Source organism: Bradyrhizobium sp. HKCCYLRH3099, assembly GCF_051167855.1.
GTDB lineage: Bacteria > Pseudomonadota > Alphaproteobacteria > Rhizobiales > Xanthobacteraceae > Bradyrhizobium.
In genome coordinates this window covers 1-6,747 of the sequence record NZ_JBNPTW010000033.1, presented here as the reverse complement: position 1 = coordinate 6,747, position 6,747 = coordinate 1, and the positions used below count along the sequence as shown (strand labels likewise).

6 protein-coding genes are annotated in these 6,747 nt (G+C 66.6%); 3 read left to right on the top strand and 3 right to left on the bottom strand.

Going from position 1 to position 6,747, the window contains the following annotated elements; translation table 11 throughout:
- Positions 1-535: 535 nt before the first annotated feature.
- Complete coding sequence (locus tag ACQR1Y_RS34580; RefSeq protein WP_434880136.1) at positions 536-2,488, bottom strand: hypothetical protein; 1,953 nt, start codon at positions 2,486-2,488, stop codon at positions 536-538.
- Positions 2,489-2,592: 104 nt separating this feature from the next.
- A complete protein-coding gene (locus ACQR1Y_RS34575; protein ID WP_434859584.1) occupies positions 2,593-3,684 on the bottom strand; it encodes a lysylphosphatidylglycerol synthase transmembrane domain-containing protein in 1,092 nt (363 codons plus the stop codon).
- Positions 3,685-4,075: 391 nt separating this feature from the next.
- On the opposite strand from ACQR1Y_RS34575, the gene ACQR1Y_RS34570 reads away from it, so the two are divergent.
- Positions 4,076-4,582, top strand: a complete 507-nt coding sequence (locus ACQR1Y_RS34570; RefSeq protein WP_434880135.1) for a ferritin-like domain-containing protein — start codon at positions 4,076-4,078, stop codon at positions 4,580-4,582.
- 82 nt (positions 4,583-4,664) lie between these two features.
- On the opposite strand, the gene ACQR1Y_RS34565 is transcribed toward ACQR1Y_RS34570, so the two are convergent.
- Positions 4,665-5,096 (bottom strand): hypothetical protein, encoded by a 432-nt coding sequence (locus tag ACQR1Y_RS34565; RefSeq protein WP_434859586.1) that lies wholly within the window; start codon positions 5,094-5,096, stop codon positions 4,665-4,667.
- 48 nt (positions 5,097-5,144) lie between these two features.
- Between ACQR1Y_RS34565 and ACQR1Y_RS34560 the strand changes: the two genes are divergently transcribed.
- Positions 5,145-5,732 (top strand): hypothetical protein, encoded by a 588-nt coding sequence (locus ACQR1Y_RS34560; RefSeq protein ID WP_434880138.1) that lies wholly within the window; start codon positions 5,145-5,147, stop codon positions 5,730-5,732.
- 88 nt (positions 5,733-5,820) lie between these two features.
- Complete coding sequence (locus tag ACQR1Y_RS34555; RefSeq protein WP_434880137.1) at positions 5,821-6,408, top strand: YdcF family protein; 588 nt, start codon at positions 5,821-5,823, stop codon at positions 6,406-6,408.
- Positions 6,409-6,747: the final 339 nt, after the last annotated feature.

Below are 6,747 nucleotides of genomic sequence, written 5' to 3'. Positions count from 1 at the left end.
ACCGGCTGGAACGACCTTTGCCGGAAGGGACTTTCACCCTCTCAAGAACCGCGCCTTTCCACGGCGCACCTTATACGTACTCTCCCCGGGGACCGGGCTGTCTTGCCCCCGTCACGGGTGGATCATCATGACCGCCCGCTTGGCACCAGCGTCGGGATGCCAGGACCATACGACTTCACCGTGCGCCTCCGACCGTTCGTCGGCATGATCGGATCGCGCTGCGACCAAAGGCGCCCACCGCATCCCGCACTCCACGCTCGTGACGACCGCGAACCGCCCCTCTCATGAGCACGGGATGCGACATCAGAGCATGAATTCTGGAAAAAAGAAACGAAGAAATGATTCCCGGCGGGACCGGCAGTGCCGATCGTGCTGCGGCAGCAGGCGAATTTCGTTCAGTAACGCCTGCGCTTTTCGGCCCATTCAGCGCTACGCGAAGGCTCGTCGCGTGCCGTGAGACGCCCGACGGGCGACTCAGCATCGGGTGCGAACGATCAGTTCCTCGGCAACGCTCGCGAGCTTGTCGTTCTGCCAACTACTGCCTGACCACCCCCGCCGGCGGCAGCGGCTGCACCGTGACGTTCGCCTCGACGGCATCGAGGCTGAGCACCTGCGCGGCGGCCGGGAAGGCGGCATCGGCCATCGCGGCATGGCCCTCGGCGGTCGGGTGTACGGCGCCGCCATAGACCGCCGACAGCACGCCCCAGCTCGCATCGTGGATGTCCGACGGCTGCATCGCCGCCGGCAGGCCCTGCGGGTAGGTCATCGCCGAGAAGTAGCTGTCATTGGCGTCGCGGATCCAGCGGGCGCGCGGCAGATAGGGGCGATACTCGCTGGCGCCGCGGCCGCACAGCAGCGGCTCGTTGGCGGCGGAGACGATGTTGGAATCGAAACTCTCGCCATTGGCGGCGAAGCATTCGCGGTCGAACGGCGGATCCTGCGGCGAGCGCGCGCAGAAGCCGTGCTGCGCAAAGGCCGGCTGATGCGCATCGACGAAGGTCATGCGATCGGTGCGCGGGTCGCGGCACAGCACGCCCGCGGTGCATTGCGCCAGGCCGGCCAAAGCGGGAAGAAATTCGTTCTCGACGAAGCCCGCGACATTGGCGAGCCGCTGCGGATTGGCATTGAAGGAGGGATGCACCTCGAAGCCGGCGGGACCGCCGGGGCAGGGCGTGCCAGCGCCGCTCAGCGCGGGGTTGCCGTAGGAGGTGTAGATCACCCGGGAGAGATCGCCGACCATCGGCTTGAGCGCCTCACGCAGCTTGGCAAAGCCGCGCGGCAGGTCGCGCGCGAGTTCGCTCCGTGACTCGTCCACCGAGCCGATCACGCCGGAGCGCTTGAACAGCGTGCGCTCCGTCGGAGTGTCGACGATGACGTCGGCCACGAGGCCGGAGAAGTTGATGTCGTTGGCCCCGATCGACAACAGGATCAGGTCGAGCCGGCGGTCCGGCTGGCGGCGCTGGGCGGCCGTCAGGGCCTCGCGAAGCTCGCCGATCTGGCCGTTGACGCCGCCGGCGCAGGTCGCCACGGAGCGGCCGGGCGTGCATTCCCGCGCCCGCTGGCTGCCGAACAGGCCATCGGCGATGGTGGCGCCGGTGCAGGCGAGCGGCAGGTAGGTGACCGCGACATGCGGATAGCGCACCGCGAGCGCCAGCGCCGTGCGGGTCTGGTAGCTGTAGAGCGAGCGATGGCAGGCGGCGTTGAACCAGATGGCGCTGTGCTTCTGCCAGTTCTGCAGCGTGTCCGGCGCCTCGCAGGCACGGCCGCCCTTGAAGCCCGCGCGGCTCGGCCGGTAATATTGCGCCGTCGGACCACCCATATAGGAACGGAAGCAGAAGCCGTCGTCGGCGAGCGCGATCGGCCGGTCCGGATTGCCCTCGCCGGAGGCGATGCTGTCGCCGAGGCCGGCGATCAGGACGTCGCGTACCTGGATGCCGGTTTGAGCCCGCTGTGTGCCTTCGGGGCTGGTGACATCGACGGTCGCAACGGTCTGGCGGCCGTAGCGGACGCGCAGATTGACCGGCTCGGCGCAGTCGAAGGTCGAGGTCTGCGGTCCATCGCCATCGTCGAACGACCAAGCGCAGGTGGCGCCGACCGGCACCGGGCCGGTCAGCCGCACCGTCACCGGATGGTCGATCGGGGTCAGGTAGCTTTCCTTGACGTTGTCGCGGGTGCAGGGCTCGTTGACGCGGCCGGCGAGATCGATGCAGAGCCGGTTGACGACGTTGCGCGCCCAGCCGCGGCCGTCGCTCTGGATGCCCAGCGCCTGCTCGGCGGCCAGGATCGAGCGGTCGCGCGTGCTCTCGACATGCAGCAGAAAGTCGCGCTCCTCGCGGAACAGCCGGAAGCGGTTGCGGACCTCCCAGCTGATCTGCAACTGCGGCGCCGCGCCGCCGAACTGCGCGGCCGCCGGGCTGGCAGCGAGAGGGGCAAGCAGGCCCGCCAGCATGCAGGCGGCGAGCATTGAGCGATGGGACATTCGGGTCATACGCAAGGGTTCACGTCAGCGATGCGGCGGAAATAAGAGGGGTACGCGCGAGTTCAACCGGTCGCCGGTCGAACGCGGGCGCCGGACGCGGCGGAATGGTCGGCTCAGCCCTGGGAGTGGCGCTTGATGCGCTGGGGAACGGCCGCCGTCGCGGTGGCGGCGGCGCGCTTGGCGCCAACCTCGTCCGAAACGGCCGCCTGCAGCCGGCGCCGCTCCTGCCAGGGCTTGACGACGTTCAGCCAGAGTTCCCGGATGCCCATGATCGAGATCGCGGTGGCGAACGGGATCACGAAATAGAGCACGCGAAACACCAGCAAGGTGGCCAGCAGCTGCTCGCGGCCGAACTGCGGCAGCGCCACCAGCATCGCGGCGTCGAACACGCCGATGCTGCCGGGCGCATGGCTGGCAAAGCCGAGCAGGGTGGCGAGGATGAACACGACCGAGAGCGACAGGAAGTCGATCGGCGGGTTCGCCGGGACCAGCAGATACATCGCCAGCGCGCAGAAGCCGAGATCGACGACGCCGATCAGGATCTGCACCACCGTCAACGGCGCCGACGGCAACACCACCTTCCAGCCGTTCTGGCCGAGCTGGCGGCGGTTCTTGCCGGCATAGATCCAGCCGAGATAGGCGAAGATCGCGCCGAGGATGCCGATCGCGATCAGCTGGTTCACAGCCGGCGGCAACTGGTCCATGGCGGTCGCGGCCGCCGGATGCAGGGTCATGCCGATGCCGAGCACGAACAGATTGCCGAGCCAGAAGGTCAGGCCCGACAGGAAGCAGATCTTGGCGACGTCGATCGCCGACAGGCCGTAGTCCGAATAGATCCGGAAGCGGATCGCGCCGCCCGTGAACACGGTGGCGCCGATATTGTGGCCGATCGAATAGCTGGTGAAGGCGCTCATCGCCGCGATGCGATAGGGCACGTGTTTCTTGCCAATCGTTCGCAGCGCAAAATAGTCATAGAAGGTCAGCGTGCAGAACGCGCCGACCACACACAAGGCCGCGAGTGCAATGTGACCGGGCGGGATTTCGGTCAGCGCGGTCAGGATGACGCCGCCGTCGACGCCCTTCAGCGTGCGGACGAGCGTGGTGATCGCGAAGGCGATGATCGCAAGGCTCGCTGCAATCCCCAGCCGCTTCCAGCCGATCCATTTCTTGAAGCCACGCGACAGCGTGGTCAGCAGGCGCTGCATTCATCCTCCCGGCGGGGCGGCATCAGATCTTTGAAGAAGGGCAAAACCATAGAACGATGTTGGGCGGGCAATCCGTGACAGCCTGTTCCTTAAGCTAAAATACGCGCCTTGTGCAGTCCTTGACTCAGCTCAGCTCCGGCTTGGCTTCGCGGGTCTGTCACACTCCAGTCACATAGCTTGGGCTGCCTCAGTTCGGTCCAATTGGTTACCTGCGACGGCACGCGCCGTCAGCTCACGCAAACGTGCCGCCGTCGGGCGAGGTTCCGGATGCCGTCCGCTGCGATGCCGGAACAACGCGTCCCTCCGCCGGTTAGCCGCACGCGCAAAGCGAACATGGCACACGCGGTCGGGGAGGGACCCGTCATGTTCCGAACCGAAGGACAGGTGGCAAATGGGACTCTTCACCAAGGACATCAAGACGATGAACGATCTGTTCGTTCATCAGCTCCAGGACATCTATTACGCCGAAAACCAGCTCGTCAAAGCGCTGCCCAAGATGGCCGACAAGGCGACCGACCAGCAGCTGAAGCAGGGCTTTCTGACGCATCTGGAGGAAACGCGGACGCATGTGAAGCGGCTCGAGCAGGTGTTCGAGATGCAGGGCCTCTCACCCAAGGCGGTCGACTGCCCGGCCATCGACGGCATCATCGAGGAGGCCGAGGAGGTCGCCGGCGAGGTCGCCGACAAGACCGTGCTCGATGCCGCCCTGATCAATGCCGGCCAGGCCGCCGAGCACTACGAGATCACCCGCTATGGCAGCCTGATCGCCTGGGCCAAGCAGCTCGGCCGCAGCGACAGCGCCGCCGTGCTGCAGAAGACGCTCGACGAGGAGAAGGCGACCGACATGAAGCTGACCAAGCTCGCCGAGACCAGCGTCAACCTGCGCGCTGCGAGCTGATCCGTCGACTGTGAGACAAAACGCCGCGCGGTTGTCCCGCGCGGCGTTTGCATGTCCGGCCGTTCTCGCGACGGCGTTCTGGTCAGCTCTTCCTCAAAGCGAAGTTGGCGCCACAGAACGCCATCAGCGCGCCGAGGCAGAGGGCCGCGAGGCCCGCCAGCACGCCGGCTGCCGAGGGCACCGGGCTCGGGCCAGAGATGGCCTGGCCGATGCCGGCGAGCATCAGCACGCCGACCACGACCAGGAAATTGCGCGCGCGCTGCGGGATCTCACCGGACACCGCGCTGTGCATGATGTTGGCGATGAAATAGCCCGAGGAGAAGCCGACGGTCGCGATCAGCCACCAGGCGATCGCCGAGCCCGCCGGCATGAAGGCTCCGTCGCTCTGCCACAGGCCGCCGAGATCGAGCCCATAGCGGGCGCCGAGCATGTGCACGGCGAGCGCGAGCAGGATACCTGCGGCCATCGCGCCGGCCAGGATCAGGTGGCGGGGAAAATAGATCGTTTCGCTCATGCCTGGTTTGTAGGATAAGGCGCGCTCCACACGCAACAGGACCGCGCCATTTCCACGCCCGCACCAGCATCCGTTTCGCCCATCGGCTACGCCTACAAGGCGTCGCTGATCGGCTCCGCGCAAGAGTTCGAGCTGACCGAGCAGGGCCTGTCGTGGCGGTTCGCCGGCCACGCCGGCCTGTGGCCCTATGCCGACATCGCGTCGATCCGGCTGTCGTACCGGCCGGTGTCGATGCAGGCCAAGCGCTTCCGCGCCGAGATCACGCACCGCGACGGCCGGAAGCTGAACGTCATCTCGACCACCTGGCAGACCGTGACCTTGATGGTGCCGCAGAGCGAGATGTACAGGGCCTTCATCATCGCCTTGCACGCGCGGCTTGCGGCCGCCGATAGCACGGCGCGGCTCGCCGGTGGCCTCGGCCGCACGGTCTATGCCGCGGCCGTCGCGGTGATGGGCGTGTTGACCGTCGCCATGGCCGCGCTGCTGGTGCGCGCGCTTCTCATCACGGAATGGTCCGGGGCGCTGTTCCTGATCGGCTTCGCCGCGCTGTTCGCCTGGCAGGTCGGCGGCTTCGTCCTGCGCAACCGGCCGCAGACCTACACCTTCGCGAAGATTCCAGCCGCGCTGCTGCCCTGATCACGCAGCGACATCGTTGGAGACCGAATGTGACTGCGCGACAGCGGCCGGTCATGCGAGCATCCGCAACTGCCGTTGGAGATGGATGATGCAGGATCGCGCGCTGCGCATGCCAGACGCTGCCGAGATCGCTGCGATCACTGCGCGGCACTTTGCCGATACGCCGCTTCGGCCGGCGGATCTGCTGTTCGTGTTCGGCACAAGGATCGAGGAGGATCTGCGCGCCGAGACGGCAGGCCGGCTGTGGCAGCAGGGCTATTTTCGCCACGCCATCGTCAGCGGCGGCATCACGCCGGGCGCCGATGCTTCCGAATGCACGCTCATCAAGGCCGCCATGGTCAGACGCGGCGTGCCGGCCGAGCGCATCCTCGAGGAGCACCAGGCTCTGAACACCGGCGAGAACGTCGTGTTCTCGCTGCCGGTGATCGAGGCCGCGCTCGGCCTCGCCAACATCCGCAGCGTCATCTGCCTCGGCAACAGCTGGACCGCGCGCCGCTACGCAATGACATTGCAGCGGCACTGGCCGGAGGTGGAGAAGATGCTGCTGACGGTGGATAGCTTCAGCGTGCCGCGCCATCTCTGGCACACCCATCCGGAGTTTCGCCGCCGCGTGCTGAGCGAGTGGGACAAGATCGAGAGCTACAAGGCGAGGGGCTTTATTGCGGAGTGGCCGTGATCGCCTTGGGCAGCAGCAACAAAGTCGTCATTGCGATGGCCTGCCCACCATCGTTGCAGCCGTCTCACTTCAGGTGTCGGTAGCATCAAGAGCACCCCAGCTCAGCAGTCGGAATCGAGCGCTCCCCCCGCGAACGGCGCGCTCCCCTCCCCCTTGCGGGGAGGGGTCGGGGGTGGGGGTCCCCACGGGCAGTTTCTCGATGAGCCCAAATCTTCTTTGAGAAGGCCAGCCCCGAACGAACTTCGGCGCCCGCGGACCCCCACCCCTGAGCAACCGGGGACATAGGTGACAGATCTGACCGACGACATAGTTGACACAATTCTCGTTTTGTTCAGATCT